General features: G+C 77.6%; 18 protein-coding genes and 1 riboswitch. Of the genes, 3 read left to right on the plus strand and 15 right to left on the minus strand.

Annotated features, from left to right (window positions below):
* Positions 1–63 precede the first annotated feature (63 nt).
* From ACI79Z_RS01135 to ACI79Z_RS01145, 3 genes are all read right to left on the minus strand, one after another.
* Positions 64–1,218: a transglycosylase family protein gene (locus tag ACI79Z_RS01135; RefSeq protein WP_456901425.1), complete on the minus strand. Its 1,155-nt coding sequence runs from the start codon at positions 1,216–1,218 to the stop codon at positions 64–66.
* Positions 1,219–1,222: 4 nt separating this feature from the next.
* Positions 1,223–1,392, minus strand: a riboswitch (cyclic di-AMP (ydaO/yuaA leader).
* A 342-nt stretch (positions 1,393–1,734) separates the two neighbouring features.
* Positions 1,735–3,414, minus strand: a complete 1,680-nt coding sequence (menD, locus tag ACI79Z_RS01140; RefSeq protein ID WP_456901426.1) for a 2-succinyl-5-enolpyruvyl-6-hydroxy-3-cyclohexene-1-carboxylic-acid synthase — start codon at positions 3,412–3,414, stop codon at positions 1,735–1,737.
* Positions 3,411–4,370 (minus strand): o-succinylbenzoate synthase, encoded by a 960-nt coding sequence (locus ACI79Z_RS01145; protein ID WP_456901427.1) that lies wholly within the window; start codon positions 4,368–4,370, stop codon positions 3,411–3,413. Before ACI79Z_RS01145 ends, menD begins: the two co-directional genes overlap by 4 nt.
* 41 nt (positions 4,371–4,411) lie before the next feature.
* Here ACI79Z_RS01145 and menE point away from each other — a divergent pair, with 41 nt between their 5' ends.
* A complete protein-coding gene (gene menE, locus ACI79Z_RS01150) occupies positions 4,412–5,551 on the plus strand; it encodes an o-succinylbenzoate--CoA ligase (protein WP_456901428.1) in 1,140 nt (379 codons plus the stop codon).
* Positions 5,551–6,423, plus strand: a complete 873-nt coding sequence (locus ACI79Z_RS01155) for a 1,4-dihydroxy-2-naphthoate polyprenyltransferase (protein WP_456901429.1) — start codon at positions 5,551–5,553, stop codon at positions 6,421–6,423. Before menE ends, ACI79Z_RS01155 begins: the two co-directional genes overlap by 1 nt.
* A gap of 7 nt (positions 6,424–6,430) precedes the next feature.
* Here ACI79Z_RS01155 and ACI79Z_RS01160 read toward each other — a convergent pair whose 3' ends face one another.
* Both ACI79Z_RS01160 and ACI79Z_RS01165 read right to left on the minus strand, forming a co-directional pair.
* On the minus strand, positions 6,431–6,775 hold the full coding sequence (locus ACI79Z_RS01160) for a DUF4229 domain-containing protein (protein WP_456901430.1): 345 nt from the start codon (positions 6,773–6,775) through the stop codon (positions 6,431–6,433).
* Complete coding sequence (locus ACI79Z_RS01165; RefSeq protein WP_456901462.1) at positions 6,772–7,290, minus strand: Lrp/AsnC family transcriptional regulator; 519 nt, start codon at positions 7,288–7,290, stop codon at positions 6,772–6,774. Before ACI79Z_RS01165 ends, ACI79Z_RS01160 begins: the two co-directional genes overlap by 4 nt.
* 26 nt (positions 7,291–7,316) lie before the next feature.
* Here ACI79Z_RS01165 and ACI79Z_RS01170 point away from each other — a divergent pair, with 26 nt between their 5' ends.
* On the plus strand, positions 7,317–7,526 hold the full coding sequence (locus ACI79Z_RS01170) for a hypothetical protein (RefSeq protein ID WP_456901431.1): 210 nt from the start codon (positions 7,317–7,319) through the stop codon (positions 7,524–7,526).
* A 56-nt stretch (positions 7,527–7,582) separates the two neighbouring features.
* Here the strand turns inward: ACI79Z_RS01170 and ACI79Z_RS01175 are convergent, their stop codons facing one another.
* The 10 genes from ACI79Z_RS01175 to ACI79Z_RS01220 form a co-directional block, all read right to left on the minus strand.
* The gene (locus ACI79Z_RS01175) at positions 7,583–7,933 is read right to left on the minus strand and encodes a hypothetical protein (protein WP_387988403.1); all 351 of its coding nucleotides are present in this window, start codon (positions 7,931–7,933) and stop codon (positions 7,583–7,585) included.
* A 116-nt stretch (positions 7,934–8,049) separates the two neighbouring features.
* The gene (ccsB, locus tag ACI79Z_RS01180) at positions 8,050–9,015 is read right to left on the minus strand and encodes a c-type cytochrome biogenesis protein CcsB (RefSeq protein WP_387988402.1); all 966 of its coding nucleotides are present in this window, start codon (positions 9,013–9,015) and stop codon (positions 8,050–8,052) included.
* The gene (gene resB / locus ACI79Z_RS01185) at positions 9,012–10,646 is read right to left on the minus strand and encodes a cytochrome c biogenesis protein ResB (RefSeq protein WP_387988401.1); all 1,635 of its coding nucleotides are present in this window, start codon (positions 10,644–10,646) and stop codon (positions 9,012–9,014) included. Before resB ends, ccsB begins: the two co-directional genes overlap by 4 nt.
* Positions 10,643–11,461 (minus strand): cytochrome c biogenesis CcdA family protein, encoded by an 819-nt coding sequence (locus ACI79Z_RS01190; protein ID WP_387988400.1) that lies wholly within the window; start codon positions 11,459–11,461, stop codon positions 10,643–10,645. Before ACI79Z_RS01190 ends, resB begins: the two co-directional genes overlap by 4 nt.
* Positions 11,462–12,094: a TlpA family protein disulfide reductase gene (locus ACI79Z_RS01195; protein WP_387988399.1), complete on the minus strand. Its 633-nt coding sequence runs from the start codon at positions 12,092–12,094 to the stop codon at positions 11,462–11,464. It abuts the gene before it with no gap.
* Positions 12,091–12,723 carry a histidine phosphatase family protein gene (locus ACI79Z_RS01200; RefSeq protein WP_387988398.1) on the minus strand — a complete coding sequence of 211 codons (633 nt, stop codon included), beginning with the start codon at positions 12,721–12,723 and terminating at the stop codon, positions 12,091–12,093. Before ACI79Z_RS01200 ends, ACI79Z_RS01195 begins: the two co-directional genes overlap by 4 nt.
* A complete protein-coding gene (gene hemL, locus ACI79Z_RS01205; protein ID WP_456901432.1) occupies positions 12,723–14,105 on the minus strand; it encodes a glutamate-1-semialdehyde 2,1-aminomutase in 1,383 nt (460 codons plus the stop codon). Before hemL ends, ACI79Z_RS01200 begins: the two co-directional genes overlap by 1 nt.
* Positions 14,102–14,647: a hypothetical protein gene (locus ACI79Z_RS01210; RefSeq protein ID WP_387988396.1), complete on the minus strand. Its 546-nt coding sequence runs from the start codon at positions 14,645–14,647 to the stop codon at positions 14,102–14,104. The genes hemL and ACI79Z_RS01210 overlap by 4 nt, the downstream gene beginning before the upstream one ends.
* On the minus strand, positions 14,647–15,645 hold the full coding sequence (hemB, locus tag ACI79Z_RS01215; protein WP_387988395.1) for a porphobilinogen synthase: 999 nt from the start codon (positions 15,643–15,645) through the stop codon (positions 14,647–14,649). The genes ACI79Z_RS01210 and hemB overlap by 1 nt, the downstream gene beginning before the upstream one ends.
* Entirely contained in the window at positions 15,642–17,171 is a 1,530-nt protein-coding gene (locus tag ACI79Z_RS01220) for a uroporphyrinogen-III synthase (RefSeq protein WP_387988394.1), read from the minus strand. The genes hemB and ACI79Z_RS01220 overlap by 4 nt, the downstream gene beginning before the upstream one ends.

A 17,171-nucleotide genomic window follows, 5' to 3' on the forward strand; every position in this document is an offset into this window, starting at 1 on the left:
CCGGGAACGACGAGGGCCCCGGCCGCGGCGCGCGGTCGGGGCCCTCGTCGGGTGAGGCGGAGGTCAGCCCACGTAGTTCACGTGCACGTGGTCCATGTGGTTGGCGGTCGCGCCGCCGCGGTCCTCCATCGCCTTCCAGGCGCCGTCGGGCGAGGTCAGGATGCGCTGCTGCCAGATGACGTACTCGACGCCGAGCTCGTCCCAGTGGTCGACGTGGTACTGGGCGATCGCGTCGCCGAGGGCGGCGTCGGACATGACCATGTAGTCCAGCGCCTTGCCGGAGGGGTGGCCGTCCGGGTCGACCGCGCTGGCCCGCGTGCCGCCGAGGGTGATGTCCGCGGCGCCCGGGACGTTGCTGACGACGGCGTTCGCCGCCGCCTGCACGGCCTCGTGGATCGCGCCGGCGGTGTTCGTGATCTCGGCGACGACCGAGGCCTGCGCGACCTGCGGGGCGGCCTCGGCGATCGGCGGGGTGGCGGCGGGCGCCGCCTCGCCGGCGGCGGCGACCGGGGCCGGGGCGGCCTCGGCGGCGGGAGCCGGAGCGGCCTCGGCCGGGGCGGCGGTCGAGCCGCTGAGCGCCAGCACCTGACCGGGATAGATCCGGTTCGGGTTGCCGCCGATGACGTCGACGTTGCGCTCGTAGAGCTCCCGCCAGCTCTGGCCGTGGGCGGCGGCGATCTTCGCCACCGTGTCCCGCCAGCGGACGGTGTACTCCTCGGTGGTGACCTCGGCCTGCTCGGCCGGGGCGGCCTGCTCGGCGGCCGGCTGCTCGGCCGGAGCGGCCGGGGCCTCGGCGGCCGGGGCGGCCTGCTCGGCGGGAGCGGCCGGCGCCTCGGCGGCGGCCGCGGTGGTGCCGTCGGTCAGGTACTTGCCGCAGGTCGGCCAGGCGCCGACGCCCTGGCCGGCCAGGACGGCCTCGGCGATCTGGACCTGCTCGGCCGGGGTGGCGAGGTCGGCGCGCGGGGCGAGGTCGGTGCCCCCGAAGGCGGCCCAGGTGGACTGGCTGAACTGCAGCCCGCCGTAGTAGCCGTTGCCGGTGTTGATGCTCCAGTTGCCGCTGGACTCGCACTGGGCGACGCCGGTCCAGTCGTGGGTGGTGGAGGCGGAGGCCGGCGAGCTCAGGACGCCCAGACCGACGGCGGCGGCGCCGGCGGCGACAGGGGCCTTGGCGATGACCTTCTTGGTGCGGACGTAGCGGGGTGCGCGGTGCTTGGGCATGGTGATGATCTCCCGATCACCGCCGGCGAGGTGAGCTGTCGGGTTCGGGCGATCGGTGCCCGGCCGCGGTCCGCGGCTTCACCCCGAGGCGCGCTCCGACAGGCCCCCGTAGGCCGTCGCGCGCCGGAAGAGTGGGTCCCCCACCCCTGCCCTGGGAGTTGACGTGGGCGACCGGTGGGCAGGGTTTGGCGGACCGGCGCCGCGCTCTGTGTTCGCTGAGCGCAGCCAAAACGTTACGTGTCGTCATGTCGACTGTCGTCGTGACGGCGGTCACACGGCGGTTCGGCCGGGGCGTGTGGGGTACGGCGTGACGTCGGCGTGACCACCGCGCGGGTAACGGAACCCGCTGCTCGCCGCGCACGATCGGGCCCTGCCGGGGTCGTGCCGTCCCCGCCGCGTCCGCGCCGGGTCCCGTGACGAAGGCCACCGGGAACGGGTGGCGGACCGGCCCGTCACGAGGGCCTGGGACGAGCTCCCGGGCCGTGCCCGGGCCCCGTCCGGCGCTCCTCGGACCGGTCAGGCCAGCGCGCGGCCCGCGGCCTCCCGCAGGGCGACGGCGAGGTCGGCCTCCGCGCGCTGGTCGGTGCGGGCGACGACCACCCGCGGCCCGCCGCGCGCCAGCGCGGCGGCGAGCTCCTCCGGCGTGGTCACCGCCACCGCCTCCCACCCCAGGGACGCCGCGACGGCGACCAGGTCCCGCCCGTGCGGCGTGCCGAACACCCGCCGGTAGTCGTGGGCGTACGCCGGCCGCCCGGGCTCCAGCTGGGCGAAGATCCCGCCCCCGTCGTTGTCGGGCACCACCACGGTGAGGTCCGGGCGCGGCTCGCCCTCGCCGGTGAGCAGCCCCTGCAGGTCGTGCAGGAACGTCAGGTCGCCCATGAGCGCCACCGCCGGCCCGCCGTGGACCAGCGCGGCGCCGACGGCGGTGGACACCGTGCCGTCGATGCCGGCGACGCCGCGGTTGGCGAGCACGGCGACGTCGCCGCGCGGGACGGCGAGCCGGTCGACGTCGCGCACCGGCGTGGAGGAGCCGAGCACCAGCAGCGCCCCCGGCGGCAGCGCGGCGACGACGTCGCGGGCCAGCCGGGCGGCGGTCAGCCCGCGCGCGGCGTCCAGGGCGGCGTCGACGGCGGCGCCCACCCGGTCCGCGGCCGCGCGCCAGGCGGCGGCCCAGCCGGGGTCGCAGGGCGGCCCGGCCGGCGGGGCGGCGCGGGTGACCAGCGCGGCGGAGCGGCCGGCGTCGGGCCAGCGCGGCCCGGCGACCACGGTCTCCACGCGCACCCGCGGGTCGGCCAGCAGCGCGGACACCGGCCGGGACAGCGTCGGCCGGCCGACGACGACCACCCGGTCGGGCCGGTGCGCGTCCAGCCAGCCGGGCACGCCGAGCAGCAGCGCCCCGCCGCGCACGGCGCCGTCGGTCCACGCCCCGCCGCTCGGCTCGGCGACCACCGGCCAGCCGGCCGCGGCGGCGCCGGCCGCCCACGCCCGGCCGGCGGCGTCGGGCCCGTCCCCGGCGACGACGAGCGTGCGCGGGCCGTCGGCGATCGGTGCGGCCGCGGCGGGCGCGGACGCGCCGGCGGTCCACGGCGCGCCACCGTCCCGGCCGGCCCACGGGCCCGACAGCGGGCCGGGCTCCTCCTCGGGCAGCAGCGGGTCGCGGAAGGGCAGGTCCAGCTGCACCGGCCCGGGGTCGCCGGACAGGACGCCGGTGGCCGCGAGCAGTGCCCGGGACACCACCGAGCGCCAGTAGCGGTTCTGCGCGGCCTCGCGGCCGGCCTCGGGCACGCCGACGTCGGCCGCCCAGCGCACCGCGCCGCCGTAGAGACCCGGCTGCTCGATCGTCTGGTTGGCGCCGGTGCCGCGCAGCTCCGGCGGCCGGTCGGCGGTGAGCGCCAGCAGCGGCACCCCGCTGACGTCGGCCTCGAGGACGGCGGCGTGCAGGTGCGCGGTCGCCGTCCCGGAGGTGGTGAGCACCGGCACCGGCCGGCCGGACGCGCGGGCGAGGCCCAGGGCGAGGAAGGACGCCGTGCGCTCGTCGATGCGCACGTGCAGCCGCAGGACGCCGGCCCGCTCGGCGGCGGCCAGCGCCAGGGCGACCGGCGCCGAGCGGGAGCCGGGCGCGACGACGGCGTCGCGGACGCCGCCGCGGACCAGCTCGTCGACCAGCACGCGGGCCAGCGCGGTGGAGGGGTTCACGCGGCCAGCACCGCGCCCAGCCGCTCCGTCCAGCGGGCGGTGACGTCGCCCGGCGCGGTCACGGCGTCCAGCCGGCCGGGGTCGGGCCGGGTCATCGGCAGTGCGCCGTCCACCGGCAGCAGCGGGGCGTCGGTGACGTCGCCGTCCAGGAGGGCGACCGTGGCCAGGCCGCAGGCGAAGGGCAGCTCGGGCAGCGCGGCGGCCAGCGCGACCCCCGCGGCGATGCCCACCGAGGACTCCAGCGCGGAGGAGACCACGCACGGCAGCCCGTGCGCCTCGGCCACGCGCAGCGCGGCCCGCACGCCGCCGAGCGGCTGCACCTTGAGGACGACGACGTCGCCGGCCTCCCGCAGGTCGACGCCCAGCGGGTCGTCGGCGCGGCGCACGCCCTCGTCGACGGCGACCCGGACGTCGACCCGGCGGCGCAGCGCGGCGAGCTCGGCCAGCGTCGCGCAGGGCTGCTCGACGTACTCCAGGCCCACCCGGTCCAGCTCCCGGATGCGGGCGACGGCGGTGTCGACGTCCCAGGCGGCGTTGGCGTCGACCCGCAGCGCACCGGACGGGCCGAGCGCGTCGCGGACGGCCTCCACGCGGGCGAGGTCGTCGCCGGCGGTCTGGCCCGGCTCGGCCACCTTCACCTTCGCCGTCCGGCAGCCCGACGCGGTCACGATCGCGTGCGCCCGCTCGGGGCCCACCGCGGGGACGGTCGCGTTGACCGGCACCGCGTCGCGCACCGGCGCGGGCCAGCCCTGCAGCGCGGCCTCGGCGGCGGCCGACCACCAGCGGCGGCTCTCCCGCACGCCGTAGTCCCAGAACGGGGAGAACTCGCCCCAGCCGGCCGGGCCGTGCACGAGCACGCCGTCGCGGACGTCGATGCCGCGGAAGCGGGTGCGCATCGGCACCGACCACACCGCCAGCCGGTCGATCCCCTCGGGGAGGCCGGCGGGGGTGATCACGCCCGCAAGCCTATGTCGCGCGCGACGTACCCTCGGGACCCGTGATCCGGCAGCTGACCGTCCTCCCCGCGCCGGACTCCCCCGACGCCGTCCTCGGCACCGTGCTGCCCGCCGTCCGCGCCTGCCTGGAGGGCGCCGCGCCGCTCGCCGTCCTCCCGGCCGGGCCGCCCGCGGCGGCCGCGCGGGAGGTCCTCGCGCCGGACGAGCCGCTCGAGGACGGCGCCGACCTCGTCGTCGTCACCTCCGGGTCGACCGGCGGCCCGCGCGGCGTGCTGCTGCCGGCCGCGGCGCTGCGGGCCTCGGCGACGGCGACCCTCGACCGGCTCGGCGGCCCGGGCGCCTGGCTGCTCGCGCTGCCGGTGTCGGCGATCGCCGGGCTGCAGGTGCTGGTGCGGTCGGTGCTCGGCGGCACGGCGCCCACCGTGCCCGCACCCGGGGAGGACCTGGCCGCGGCGGTGGCGCGGATGTCCGCCGGCCGGCGGTACACCGCGCTGGTGCCCACCCAGCTGCGCCGGTACCTGGAGCGCGAGCCGGCGGCGCTGCGCGCGTTCGACGCGGTGCTCGTCGGTGGCGCGGCCACCGACCCGGGGCTGCTGGCGCGCGCCCGCGAGGCCGGCGTCGCGGTGGTGACCACCTACGGCACGACCGAGACCGCGGGCGGGTGCGTCTACGACGGCGTCCCGCTCGACGGCGTCCGGGTGCGCGCGGACGACGAGGGGATCGCGATCGCCGGACCGGTGCTGGCGCTCGGCTACCGCCGCGACCCGGAGAGCACCGCGGCTGCGTTCGCCGGCGGGGAGTTCCGCACCCGCGACGCCGGCAGCGTCGGCCCCGACGGGCGGCTGACGGTGGCCGGGCGGCTCGACGACGTCGTCGTCACCGGCGGGGTGAACGTGGCCCCGCAGGCGGTCGAGGGGGCGCTGCGCGAGCACCCCGCCGTCGCCGACGCCGTGGTCTTCGGCCGGCCCGACGACGAGTGGGGGCAGCGGGTGGTGGCCGCCGTCGTCCCGGCGCCGGGCGCCGCACCCGACCTCGCGGCCCTGCGGCCGTGGGTGGCCGAGCGGCTGGGCGGCCCGTCCGCGCCGCGCGAGCTGCACCTGATCGGGTCGGTGCCGACGCTGCACACCGGCAAGCCCGACCGCCGCGGCGTGGCGGCCGCCCTGGGTGGAGGGGTCCGTTGATGGCGACCCCCGCGCAGTGGGTGGCCGGCGCCCGGCCCCGCACCCTGCCGGCCGCGCTCGCCCCGGTGCTCGTGGGCACCGGCGCCGCGGCCGCGCTCGACGGCTTCCGGCTCGTGCCCGCGCTGCTGGCGCTGCTCGTGGCCCTGGCGCTGCAGGTGGCGGTCAACTACGCCAACGACTACTCCGACGGCAGGCGCGGCACCGACGCCGTCCGGGTCGGGCCGATGCGGCTGGTCGGCTCGGGCGCGGCCTCGCCCCGCGCGGTGCTGACGGCGGCGCTGCTGTCCTTCGCCGTCGCGGGGGTCGCGGGGCTGGTGCTGGCGGCGCTGTCGAGCTGGTGGCTGGTCGCGGTCGGCGCGGTGTGCATCGCCGCGGCCTGGACCTACACCGGCGGCCCCCTGCCCTACGGCTACCGGGCGCTCGGCGAGGTGTTCGTCTTCGTGTTCTTCGGCCTGGTCGCCGTCGCCGGGACGACGTTCGTGCAGACCGGGCGGGTCGAGGGGCTGGCGCTGGCCGCCGCGGTGCCGATCGGGCTGCTGTCGGTGGCGCTGCTGGTGGTCAACAACCTGCGCGACGTCGAGGGCGACGCGCGGGTGGGCAAGCGCACGCTCGCGGTGCTGCTCGGCGACCGCGCGACCCGGCGGTTCTACGTCGGCCTGCTCGCGGTCGCGTTCGCCGTCGTCGTGGCGATCGGGGTGGGCCGGCCGTGGGCGCTGCTCGCGCTGGCCGCCGCGCCGCTGGCCGTGCCGCCGTCGCGGGTGGTGCTCTCCGGCGGCCGCGGGCCGGCCCTGATCGGCGCGCTGCAGGCCACCGGCCTGCTCACCCTGGCCACCGGCGTGCTGCTCGGCGCCGGGCTCGCCCTGTCGGGCTGAGGCGGGCTCAGGCGGCGGCGTCGCCCGACAGCCGGGCGCGCAGCTGCTCCTTGCGGGTGCGGCGGGCGACGCTGCGGGCGGCCAGGCCCTCGGTCAGCTTGTCGCGGACCGGGCGCAGCAGCACCAGCGCCACCGGCATCGACAGCAGCAGGCCGAACAGCAGCGCCGGGAAGCCGGGCAGACCGACCAGCCAGATGAGCGCGACGAGCGCGGCGGCGATGACCAGCCGGCCGAGCGTGTAGAGCAGCAGCCACGGCGCGATCCGCGGCGGGGTCGCGGGACCGCCGGTGGGCGCGCCCGGGGTGGTGCTCTCGGCCATGCTGCTGTCCTCCTGCGTGCTGTCGGGCGTCATCCCGTCCGGCCCTCCCACTTCGTGGAGAGCACGACGGTCGTGCGGGTGCGGGCGACGCCCTCGATCCTGTTCAACGCGTTGATGGCGGCCTCGAGTGCCGGGATGTCGGTCACCCGGACCTTGAGCACGTAGCCCTCGCTGCCGGCGACCCGCCAGCAGTCCTCGACCTCGGGCATCGCCCGCAGCGCCGCCTCCACGCCGGTGTCGTCGACGGCGTCGCTCTCGATGACGCCGATCAGCGCGGTGACGTCGAGCCCGAGGGCGGCCGGGTCGACGACGGCGCGGTAGCCGAGGACCACGCCGGAGGCCTCCAGCTTGCCCACGCGCTCGTGCACGGCCGGCGCGGAGAGCCCGACCTGCCGGGCCAGCTCGGCGATGCTGGCGCGGCCGTTGGCGCGCAGCAGGTCGATCAGCTGCCGGTCGACGGCGTCGATGGGGGGCTCCGTCCAGGTCGTGTGCGGACGCGGTCGCGGCCCGCTCCCCGAGTATCCCCGCGCTCGTACATTGGGTGGCAGGGACGTTCCTGGAGAGGGGAGGCCGGGTGCCGGTCGTGCTGCTGCTGGTGGCGGTGCTCGTGGTGGTGCTCGTGGTCCGGGCGACGGCGGTCGCCGGGAGCGAGCTGCCCCGGGAGCGGCCTGCCCGTCGTCCGCGGCCCTCCCGCGCGTCGCGCCCGGTCGCCCCCGACGACGACCCGGAGTTCCTCCGCGAGCTCGGCCGCCGCGTCCGCCGCGACGACGGCTCCCCCGCCTAGCCGGACCGCAGGCCGAGGACCGCCCCGGCCAGCCGTCGGCCCTGCCGCGGGGTCCTTCAGGCCGCGCGGCCGCCGAACAGACGGCGCCAGCCGCGCGGGCCCGGCGGCTCCGGGTCCCCGTCCGGCGCGGTCCCGGGCACGGCGGGGACGACGTCGATGCGCGCGGTGGCCTCGGGGCCCTCGGTCGCGTCGGTCCCGGCCGCCGCGCCGGCGTCGTCGGCCCGGTCCAGCGAGCCCGGCCAGCCGAGCCCGCCGCCGGTGGTGGTGTCCCCCGGCCAGCCCAGGTCGCCCTCGGTCCCCTGGGCGGTGGCGCCGGGCGCGTGCCGGGTCGCCGGGGTGCCGGTGGCCAGCGCGGCCGCCACGATCGGGTCGGTGCCGGCGCCGTCGGCGGCTGCGTGTCTACCCACGGCGTCCCCCCGCGCGTGCAGTCATGCGCCCATCGCAACACGCCGGGCCGGGAACCCGCGCCCGGACCCCCTCACGGGAGTGAGGGGTGGGGCGGGTGGGGCGGACGGGACGCAGGTCAGTCGACACCGCCGTAGCTGTGCAACCCGGACGACACCATGTTCACGTACAGCAGGTTGAAGACCATGACGCCCAGGCCGACCACGTTGACCCACGCCGCGGGGCGGCCCCGCCAGCCCGCCGTCGTCCGGGCGTGCAGGTAGGCGGCGTAGACCACCCAGGCGATGAAGGCCCACGTCTCCTTGGGGTCCCAGCCCCAGAACCGGCCCCAGGCGCTCTCGGCCCAGATGGCGCCGGCGATGACCGCGAAGGTCCAGATCGGGAAGCCGAAGATCGCCGTGCGGTGCGCGACCCGGTCCAGCGTGGCGGCCGAGGGGATGCGCGCCACCAGCCGCGACGACGACGGGTCGCCGCCGCGGGCCTCGAACCGGCCGCGGACCAGGTAGAGCACGCTGGCGATGCCGCTGACGAAGAAGACGCCGAAGCCGAGGATCGCCGTCGTCACGTGCACGGCCAGCCAGCTGGACCGCAGCGCCGCCACGAGCGGGGCGCTCTCGACGTAGAGGAACAGCCCGATGGCGACCAGGCTGACCACGACCGGGGCGAGGACGAACAGGCCCAGGTGCCGCAGGGCCGGTGAGCGGACGGCGAGGACGAGGAAGGCCACGACGGCGACCAGCACGACCGCGACGGCGAACTCGTACATGTTGCCCCAGGGCAGCCGGTCGACGGCCAGGCCGCGGGCGACGAGCACGCCGGCGTGGGTGAGCGCCCCCAGGGCGGTGAGCAGCATCGCCACCAGGCCCCAGCGGCGCACCGCCGGCGGGTCGTCCGTGCCGGCCGGGGCCGCCTCGGGGGCCACCGGCTCGTCGACCGGGGCGCCGGCGCCGACCAGCGCGCGGGCGCGGGCGGGCCGGCGGCCGAAGGCCAGCTGGGCGGCGAAGGCGACGACGGCGAGCGAGTACAGGCCGACGCTGACGGAGAACAGGGTGTCCGACAGTCCGGACAGCTGGTCGGCGGTCACGCGGGTGTGCCTCCGGTCTCGGGTGCGCCCCCGGACGGGGCACGGGTCGCGGCGCGGGCGGCGAGGGCCGCCCGCAGGTCGTCGGTCAACGCCGTGAAGCGCGGTGCGCTGTCGCCGCTGCCTCGAGTCAGTCCACCGACCTCGAGCACGGTACCGCCGTCGGCGGAGGGCCCGGTGGCGCGGGCGAAGACCCGCTCCCGGCGCAGCAGCAGCATCCCGAGCAGGCCGGCCAGCACAGCGATCGCCGCGGCGAGCACCCACACCTGACCCGGGTCGTGCGAGAACTGCAGGGCGGCGAACTCCTTGTAACCGGTGAAGGTCACCGTCGTCCCGTCGGGCAGGGTCAGCGACTCCCCGACCGACAGGTTGCCCCGGCCGACCTCGGTGAGCCGGCCGCGCTCGATCTGCGAGGCGTCGAGCGAGTAGACCGACTGCGGCAGGCCGGAGTCCAGGCCGAGGTAGCCCTCGTAGGCCACGACCGCCACCTGCGGCGCCAGCGGGCGCGGGTCGATCGAGGTGAGGACCCCGCCCTGCGTCAGGCCGGTCGGCGCGAAGAAGCCCTCCAGCGCGAACTGGTCCTCGGTGCCCGCGCCGAGGTCGGGCAGCTTGAGCGCGCCCTGGCTGCCCATCATCCGCTGGTCGCTGGGGAGGAACGGCGCCGAGACGTCGTCGATGCTGAACCCGTCGGGCCGGGTCACGGTGAACGTCGGGCTGAACCCGTGGCCGGTGACGTAGACCCGGTCGCCGTCGACCCGCAGGGGGTCGTTGACGCCGATCGTCGTCGGCCGGCCCTCCTCGCCGGGGGCGCCGTAGGTGATGTCGGCGGTGAACGAGGAGGCGGTGAGGTCCTGCTCGTAGGTGGCGCGGAAGTCGTCGAGCCCGACGCAGATCGGCGTCAGGTCGCTGCCCTCCACCAGCGCGCCGGAGGAGTGGGTGTCGTACTGCTGGAACGAGTTGCAGAACCGCTGGCCCTCGGTGACCAGGATGCTGCCCTCGTAGCCCCACAGCTTGCCGCCGGCCAGCGCCAGCAGCAGGCCGACCAGCGCCAGGTGGAAGACCAGGTTGCCGGTCTCCTTGAGCAGGCCCTTCTCGGCCGACAGCTCGGCCACGCCGTCCCGCTCGCGGCGCACCACGCGGTAGCGGCGGACCCGCAGCTCCTCCTCGACGACGTCGAGGGCGCCGGCGGCCGGCAGCGCGGTGGGCAGCGCGGCGGCGTCGGGGAGCCGGGTCAGCCGCCGGGGCGCGGGCGGCGGCGGGGTGCGCAGCGCGCGGGCGTGCTCGAGCGCGCGCGGCAGCACGCAGCCGATGAGCGAGACGAACAGCAGCAGGTACACCGCGGCGAACCACGGCGAGCCGAACACGTCGAACAGGTAGAGCCGGTCGAGCAGCGGCGCGAGCGTCGGGTGGTCGGCGAAGTACTGCGTGACGTTGCTCTGCGACAGCGACCGCTGCGGCAGCAGCGAGCCGGGGATGGCGGCCAGCGCCAGCAGGAACAGCAGCACGATCGCCGTGCGCATGGCGGTGAGCCGGCGCCACTGGCGCAGCAGGAACCCGCCGGCGCGGCGGAGCCCGGAGGGCGGGGCCGGCGGCGGGGGCGCGGCGGCCGGGCGGGGCGGGGCGGTGGTCGTCACAGTGGCGCGGACTCCCCCAGCCCGGTGACGGCCAGCCAGGACCGCAGCCAGCCCATCATCTCGGTCCACGCGCCGGTGACCAGGAGCAGGCCGACCAGCACCAGCACCGCGCCGCCGAAGCGGGTGACCCCGCGGGCGTGCCGGCGCAGGAACGTCGTCGCCCCGACCGCCCACCGGGCGCCGAGCGCGACCAGCACGAACGGCACGCCCAGGCCCAGGCAGTAGGCGACCGACAGCAGCGCGCCGCGGCCGGCGGTGGCCTCGGTGTAGGCCAGCGAGTAGACCGCCGACAGCGTCGGGCCCAGGCACGGCGTCCAGCCCAGCCCGAAGACGACGCCGAGCAGCGGGGCGCCGGCCAGCCCGGCCGCGGGGCGCACCGACAGCCGGGCGGTGCGCTGCAGGAACGGCAGCCAGCCGAGGAAGCCCAGGCCGACCACGACGACGACCGCGCCCATCACCCGGGTGATGACGTCGTCGTACTGGACCAGCAGCCGGCCCAGCCCGCCGAACGCCGCGCCGGCGGCGACGAACACGACGGTGAAGCCGAGGACGAACAGCAGCGCGCCGAGCACCATCCGCCCGCGCGGGGTGCGCTCGTCGGCGCGGACGGCGGTGGCGGTGGCCCCCGGGCCGGCGGGGACGGGCGCGGGCGCGGGGCGGGCGCCGGTGCCGACGAGCCCGGTGACGTAGGACAGGTAGCCCGGCACCAGCGGCAGCACGCAGGGCGAGGCGAAGCTGACCAGCCCGGCCAGCGCGGCGACGACGGCGGCCACCAGCAGCGGGCCGTCGGTCACGAGCTCACGCACGCCGTCCACTCAGCTCTCCTCCCCGAGCAGCCGGTCGAGGACGGCGCGCAGGTCCTCCTGCGACACCTCGCCCGTGTACACGGCGGCGACCCGGCCGTCCCGGTCCAGCACGATCGTGGACGGGATCGCGTTCGCCGGGTAGTCCCGGAAGGCCAGCGCGACCTCGCCGGCGGGGTCGTACAGCGAGGGGAACTCGATGCCCTGGCTGTCGACGAACGCCTGCGCGAACTGCTCGTCGGCCTCCTTGACGTTGAGGCCCAGGAAGGCCACGCCCCGGTCGCGGACGTCGGCGTAGACCTCCTGGAACGCCGGCGTCTCCACCCGGCAGGGCGCGCACCAGGAGCCCCAGAAGTTGAGGACGGCGACCTGCCCGGCCAGCTCGTCGGAGGTCCAGTCACCACCGCCGACCAGGGTGCCGCCGAACGCGGGCGCGGAGTCCCGCTCCCCCTCGGGGATCACCTCGCCGGCCGGGGTGGCCGCGACGAAGCGGAACTCGCCGCCGTTGCTGACGTCGACGGCGTCGGAGCCCGTGGAGCAGCCGGCCAGCAGGGCGGCCGACGCCAGCAGGGCGGTCAGGGCGCGCCTCCCGGGGACCCCGCGGGAGCGTGGGGCGCCGGCGGAGCGCTGTCGTGGAGCGGTCATGCCCCGGGCACCGCGTCGGGGTCGGTGGCCCCGGCCGGCTCGGCGTAGGTGATGCCGACGACCCGGTCGCCCTCGTAGGTCACCGACGTGACGCTGGCCAGCCCGCACTGCCGCCGGCGCGGGTCGTGCACGTACCGCTTCCCCTCCAGGTGCAGCCGCAGCGTCCAGATGGGCAGCTGGTGGCTGACGCAGACGGCGGCGGCGCCCCGGGCGGCGTCGCGGGCGGCCTCGACGGCGAGCAGCATCCGCGCGGCGATCTCGACGTAGGGCTCGCCCCACGAGGGCCGCACCGGGTTGCGCAGCTTCCACCAGTCCCGCGGCCGGCGCACCAGCCCCTGACCGCCGGCCACCGGCATCCCCTCGAAGGCGTTGCCGGCCTCGATGAGCCGCTCGTCGACGGCGACCGGCAGGCCCAGCGTCTCGGCGACCGGCGCGGCGGTCTGCCGCGCCCGCTCCAGCGGGCTGGAGACCAGGTGCGTGACGCCGCGACCGACGAGCCACTCGGCGGCGCGGCGGGCCATCGCCTCGCCGGCCTCCGACAGCCGGTAGCCGGGCAGCCGGCCGTAGAGCACCTTCCCGGGGTTGTGGACCTCCCCGTGCCGGAGCAGGTGGACGACGGTCGTCTCCATCAGGGCTGCAGCTCCTGGGCGTCCTTCGCGTCCTCGTCGGACGGGGCGTCGGCGGGGTCGGCGGCCGCGGCGGCGCGGGCGGCGGCGGGCAGCGCGTCGAGCACCCGCTCCACGGCCTCGTCGTCGAGCGCGGCGCTGACGAACCAGGCCTCGAACGCCGACGGCGGCAGGTACACGCCCCGGGCGAGCATCTCGTGGAAGAACGCGCGGTGGGCGGCGGTGTCCTGGGTGCGGGCGTCGTCGTAGTCGCGCACCCGGCGCTCGTCGGGGACGAAGAAGACCGAGAACATCGACCCGGCCTGCTGCACCCGGTGCGGGACGCCGGCGGCGAACAGGGCCGCGCTGGCCGCGCCGCGCAGGGTGACCGCGACCCGGTCGCAGCGGGCGTAGACGTCGTCGGTGCAGTGCCGCAGCGTGGTGAGCCCGGCGGCGACGGCGACCGGGTTCCCCGACAGCGTGCCCGCCTGGTACACCGGCCCGGTCGGGGCCAGCTGCTCCATCAGGTCGGCGCGCCCGCCGAAGGCCGCGGCCGGCAGCCCGCCGCCCATGACCTTGCCGAAGGTGAACAGGTCGGCGTCGACGGGGTCGAGGCCGTACCAGCCCGAGCGGGACACCCGGAAGCCGGTCATGACCTCGTCGAGCAGCAGCAGCGCGCCGTGCTCGGCGGTGATCCGGCGCAGCTGCGCGTTGAAGCCGTCCAGCGGCGGGACGACGCCCATGTTGCCCGGCGCCGCCTCGGAGACCACGACGGCGATGTCGGACCCGCGCTCGGCGAAGACGGCCTCGACGGCGGCGACGTCGTTGTAGGGCAGCACGATCGTGTCGGCGGCCGCGCCGGTGGTGACGCCGGGGGTGTCGGGCAGGCCGAGGGTGGCGACGCCGGACCCGGCCGAGGCCAGCAGCGCGTCGACGTGGCCGTGGTAGTTGCCGGCGAACTTGACCACCAGCGGCCGGCCGGTGGCGCCGCGGGCCAGGCGCAGCGCGGACAGCACCGCCTCCGTGCCGGAGTTGACCAGCCGCACCCGCTCGACCGGGCGCACGCGGGCGATGATCTCCTCGGCGAGCTCGAGCTCGCCCTCGGTGGGCGCGCCGAAGGACAGCCCGCGGCGGGCGGCGGCGGTCACCGCCTCGACGACGGCCGGGTGCGCGTGGCCGAGGATCATCGGCCCCCACGACGCGACGAGGTCGACGTAGCGGCGGCCGTCGGCGTCGGTCAGCCAGGGGCCCTGGGCCTGCGCGATGAACCGCGGGGTGCCGCCGACGGCGCGGAAGGCGCGCACCGGCGAGTTCACCCCGCCCGGGGTCACGCGCTGCCCGCGGGCGAACAGGTCGGCGGAGACCGGTGCGTCGTAGTCGTACCGGGTCGTGTCCAGCGAGGTCACGGCCCCAGTGTCCCCCCGCCCCCCGGACGCCCGTCGGGGGTGTCGGGGCCGGCGCCGTGTGACGTCGGGCTCCCCGGCGGGGCGCCGCCCGGGACCGCGGCCAGCAGCGCGCCGGCGAGCGCCGCGGGGTCGCGGGTGGGCACGAGCACGGTCCGCCCGTCGGTCAGCCGCAGCGGCAGCCCGGTGCGCCCGCGCGGCACCGACCACCCGCCGCCCAGGACGGGGGCGCCGGCGTCCACGCCGGCCGTCCCCTCGCGCACGGCCCGCAGGTGGGCGGCGTCGACGTCGGTCAGCGGCACCCGCTCGCGGCCCACCGACAGCGCGCCGTCGGGACCGCCGCCGTCGACCCGCACCGTCCACACCCGCCGGGCCGCCGTGCAGCCGAAGGCGACGGTGCCGAGCACCGCGACGACGGCGAGCACCCACAGCAGCGGCGGCACGTCCGGGCCGGGCAGCGCCAGGTCCAGGACGGCGAGGAGCCCGAGGACCCCGGCGACCAGCCAGAACGGCCGCCAGGAGCCCCCGGGCTCGACGTAGCCCATCAGCGGAGCAGGCGCGCGGCCTCGACCGCCCAGTAGGTGAGCACCTGGCCGGCGCCGGCCCGCCGGATGGCGGTGATCGTCTCGAGGATCGCCCGCTCGCGGTCGATCCAGCCGTTGGCCGCGGCCGCCTCGACCATCGCGTACTCGCCGGACACCTGGTAGGCGCTGACCGGGACGTCGACGGCGTCGGCGACCCGGGCCACGACGTCCAGGTAGGGCAGCGCCGGCTTGACCATGACGGCGTCGGCGCCCTCGGCGAGGTCCTGCGCCACCTCGCGCAGCGCCTCGTCGGCGTTGGGCGGGTCCATCTGGTAGGTCGAGCGGTCGCCGAACTGCGGCGCGCCCTCGGCCGCCTCGCGGAACGGCCCGTAGAAGCCCGAGGCGTACTTGGCGGCGTAGGCGAGGATCGGCGTCTCGGTGAACGCGGCGCCGTCCAGGGCCCGGCGGATCGCCGCGACCTGCCCGTCCATCATCCCGCTGGGGGCGATGACGTGGGCGCCGGCCTGCGCCTGCGCGATCGCCACGGCGGCGTACCGGTCCAGCGTCGGGTCGTTGTCCACGACGCCGGCCGGGGTGACCAGGCCGCAGTGCCCGTGCGAGGTGTACTCGCACAGGCACAGGTCGGCCACGAGCACCAGCTCGTCGCCGAGGTCGGCGCGCAGCTGGCGCAGCGCCACGTTGACGATCCCGTCGGCGGCGTCGGCCTGCGAGCCGGCCTCGTCCTTCTCGGCGGGGATGCCGAAGAGGATCAGCCCGCCGATGCCGGCGTCGGCCGCCTCGTGCGCGGCCTTCCGCAGCGAGTCCAGCGTGTGCTGCACGACGCCGGGCATCGCGCCGATCGGCTGCGGCCGGTCGATGCCCTCCTTGACGAACACCGGCAGCACCAGGTCGGCCGGGGCCACCCGGGTCTGCGCGGTGAGCCGCCGCAGCGCGGGCGTCGACCGCAGCCGGCGCCCGCGCGCGAAGCCCGGGTTCGACCCGCCCTGCGGGGAGGTCACTCGCCCTCACCCTCCCGCCGCGCCTCGGCGTACTCGGCCAGCGCGTCGACCAGCGGGAGCACCGCGGCGGTCTCGGGCTGGACGTCGACCCGCAGGCCGAACTCCTGCGCGGTGGCCGCGGTGGCGGGGCCGATGACGGCGACGACGGTCTTCGCGTGCGGCTTGCCGGCGATGCCGACCAGGTTGCGCACGGTGCTCGAGGAGGTGAAGCACACCGCGTCGAAGCCGCCGCCCTTGATCGCCTCGCGGACCGCGGCGGCCGGCGGGGCGGCGCGCACGGTGCGGTAGGCGGTCACGTCGTCGATCTCCCAGCCGCGCTCCTGCAGGCCCGCGGCGAGGGTCTCGGTGGCGATGTCGGCGCGGGGCAGCAGCACCCGGTTGATCGGGTCCAGCACGTCGTCGTACTCGGGGAAGTCGGCCAGCAGGCCCTCGCTGGACTGCTGCCCGGTGGGCACCAGCTCCGGCACGATGCCGAACGCGCGGACCGCCTCGGCGGTCTGCTCGCCGACGCAGGCGACCTTCACGCCGGCGAAGGCGCGGGCGTCGAGGCCCAGCTCGGCGAACTTCTCCCGGACCGCGCGCACCGCGTTGGCCGAGGTGAACACGATCCAGCCGTAGCGGCCGGTGACCAGGCCCTTGATGGCGCGGTCCATCTGCGCGGGGCTGCGCGGCGGCTCGACGGCGATGGTCGGCACCTCGACCGGCACCGCGCCGTAGGCCCGCAGCCGGTCGCTCATCTCGCCGGCCTGGTCCTTGGTGCGCGGCACCAGCACCCGCCAGCCGAACAGCGGGCGGCTCTCCCACCAGGAGAGCTTGCCGCGCTTGTCGACGGCGGCGCCGACGGTGGCCACGACCGGCCCGCTGACGCCGCCGAGGTCGGCGGTCTTCTCGGCGACGGCCGACAGCTTGGCGGTCACGCTCTTCTGGCCGGTGCCCGAGCCGCCGGTGGTGACGACGACCGGCGTGCTGCCGGACAGGCCGCCCTCGACCAGCCGCGCGGCGGCGTCGGGCAGCTGCTCGGCGCCGCCCTGCAGCACCACCGGGGCGCCGAGGGCGTGCGCGGCCCCGGCCAGCGCGGGCAGGTCGACGTCGCTGTGGCGCAGGTCGGCGGTCAGCGAGGTGCCGCCGAGCGCGACGCCGGCGAAGGCCGGGACCGCGGTGGCAGGGGCGACGCCGGGGACGACGTCGAAGGGCACGGAGGTGCGGCCGACGGCGAGCACCTCCTTGACCACGGCGTCGGAGGTGAACGGGTCGCCGGCGACCAGCCGGACGACGACGTCGCCGGTCTTCGCGGCCGCGACGGCGGCCTTGGCGACGTCGGCCGGCTCGCCGCTCACGACGGTCGGCTCGACGCCGGGGCGGCCGGCGCGCACGGCGTCGAGGAGGGCGGCGGGCACGTCGGGGTCGACGTGCAGCACCGCGGCCTCGGCGATCGCGGCCGTGGCCCGGGCGGTGAGCATGCCGGGGTCACCGGGGCCGGCGCCGACGAAGACGACGCGGCCGGGGGTCTTGCGGAAGCGCGTCAT

Source organism: Geodermatophilus sp. SYSU D00663 (assembly GCF_054050655.1).

Bases quoted from the DNA above. Each gene is read 5' to 3' on its own strand.
- ACI79Z_RS01210 (WP_387988396.1), bottom strand. From the start codon at position 14,647: ATGGGCTACGTCGAGCCCGGGGGCTCCTGGCGGCCGTTCTGGCTGGTC.
- ACI79Z_RS01160 (WP_456901430.1), bottom strand. From the start codon at position 6,775: ATGACGCCCGACAGCACGCAGGAGGACAGCAGCATGGCCGAGAGCACC.
- ACI79Z_RS01200 (WP_387988398.1), bottom strand. From the start codon at position 12,723: ATGGAGACGACCGTCGTCCACCTGCTCCGGCACGGGGAGGTCCACAAC.
- ACI79Z_RS01220 (WP_387988394.1), bottom strand. From the start codon at position 17,171: ATGACGCGCTTCCGCAAGACCCCCGGCCGCGTCGTCTTCGTCGGCGCC.
- ACI79Z_RS01195 (WP_387988399.1), bottom strand. From the start codon at position 12,094: ATGACCGCTCCACGACAGCGCTCCGCCGGCGCCCCACGCTCCCGCGGG.
- ACI79Z_RS01135 (WP_456901425.1), bottom strand. From the start codon at position 1,218: ATGCCCAAGCACCGCGCACCCCGCTACGTCCGCACCAAGAAGGTCATC.
- ACI79Z_RS01155 (WP_456901429.1), top strand. From the start codon at position 5,551: ATGGCGACCCCCGCGCAGTGGGTGGCCGGCGCCCGGCCCCGCACCCTG.